The organism is Candidatus Kurthia intestinigallinarum (genome assembly GCF_003991225.1).
GTDB classification, from domain to species: Bacteria; Bacillota; Bacilli; order Bacillales_A; family Planococcaceae; genus Kurthia; species Kurthia populi.
The window spans coordinates 1-938 of record NZ_JTFC01000134.1 but is presented as its reverse complement, the minus strand read 5'-3'; the positions used below and the strand labels follow the sequence as shown (position 1 = coordinate 938).

Sequence of the window (938 nt, the reverse complement as noted above, 5' to 3'; positions counted from 1 at the left end):
CGATCCGGATTAACCCAATCAACTATGGATTCTGTACTCCATATACGCGATACAAATCCTCGCATTGATACAATCCACAAGCTCATTAAAGCACTCAATCTCTCTGTTCCAGACTTCTTTAACCATTCTAGATTTAAAGATCTTGAGTAAATTGAATTAAATCCAAAACAAAAGGTCCTCGCCCAGCAAGCTGGCCTGCGGAACGCCTCCCGCTCTGGGCTCTACTCTCCTAAATGAAAACACAACTTATCTAGCCCCATAAAAAGCAACGTTAAGCTCATCTAATACTAAGAAAACCACAACGCTAAACTACCAACTCACCCAAGACAAGAACACGACGTAATTAGAAATATGTAAGGCAGACTGGAGTATTAATTTAACTAGAGCCTCGAATACGATGCACATGGGTAGTTGGTGGACTTTCTTTAAAGTAAAGTGCTTCTAAATAGATCATTAATGACTCATAACCGGCAACTACTTCTAGCTCCTCTGTCCAGTCTTTTACAACCTGAATTAGCTGCTGACGATACGTTGCTTTTGCGGAGTTAACAAGCTCCATTGCATACTGAATAAACAGCTTGACGGTTGTCCAACCTGTTTTCGCGCCTCTGCCTTTCCCTGTTACGGTTTTGACAAGCTGCTTAGAGCGCTTTAGCACTTCGTTTAATGTACTTTGTGCCATGCCGACTGCCTCGCATAACTCTTTTTGTGTACGCCAAATAAACGGCTCTGAAGACGCTTTTTCGGCCGTAATGTATCTTATAATATCTTCTTCCCACTCATCGTAGTGGCTACGTGTACGATCCTCTCGCTCCTTTTTAAACTTATACCAGGCACGGCTGCCAAACGACACCGTATACTCAGTCCCGTTTTTTACGTGTAAAGCAAGTATCGCCTCTACATATTCTTTACTTGGACCACTATATTTTCCTGAATAC

1 pseudogene is annotated in these 938 nt (G+C 42.2%); it reads right to left on the bottom strand.

The features are described 5' to 3' along the window. Positions 1-376: 376 nt before the first annotated feature. A pseudogene (locus QI30_RS20670) lies at positions 377-938 on the bottom strand (primase C-terminal domain-containing protein); the annotation flags it as partial.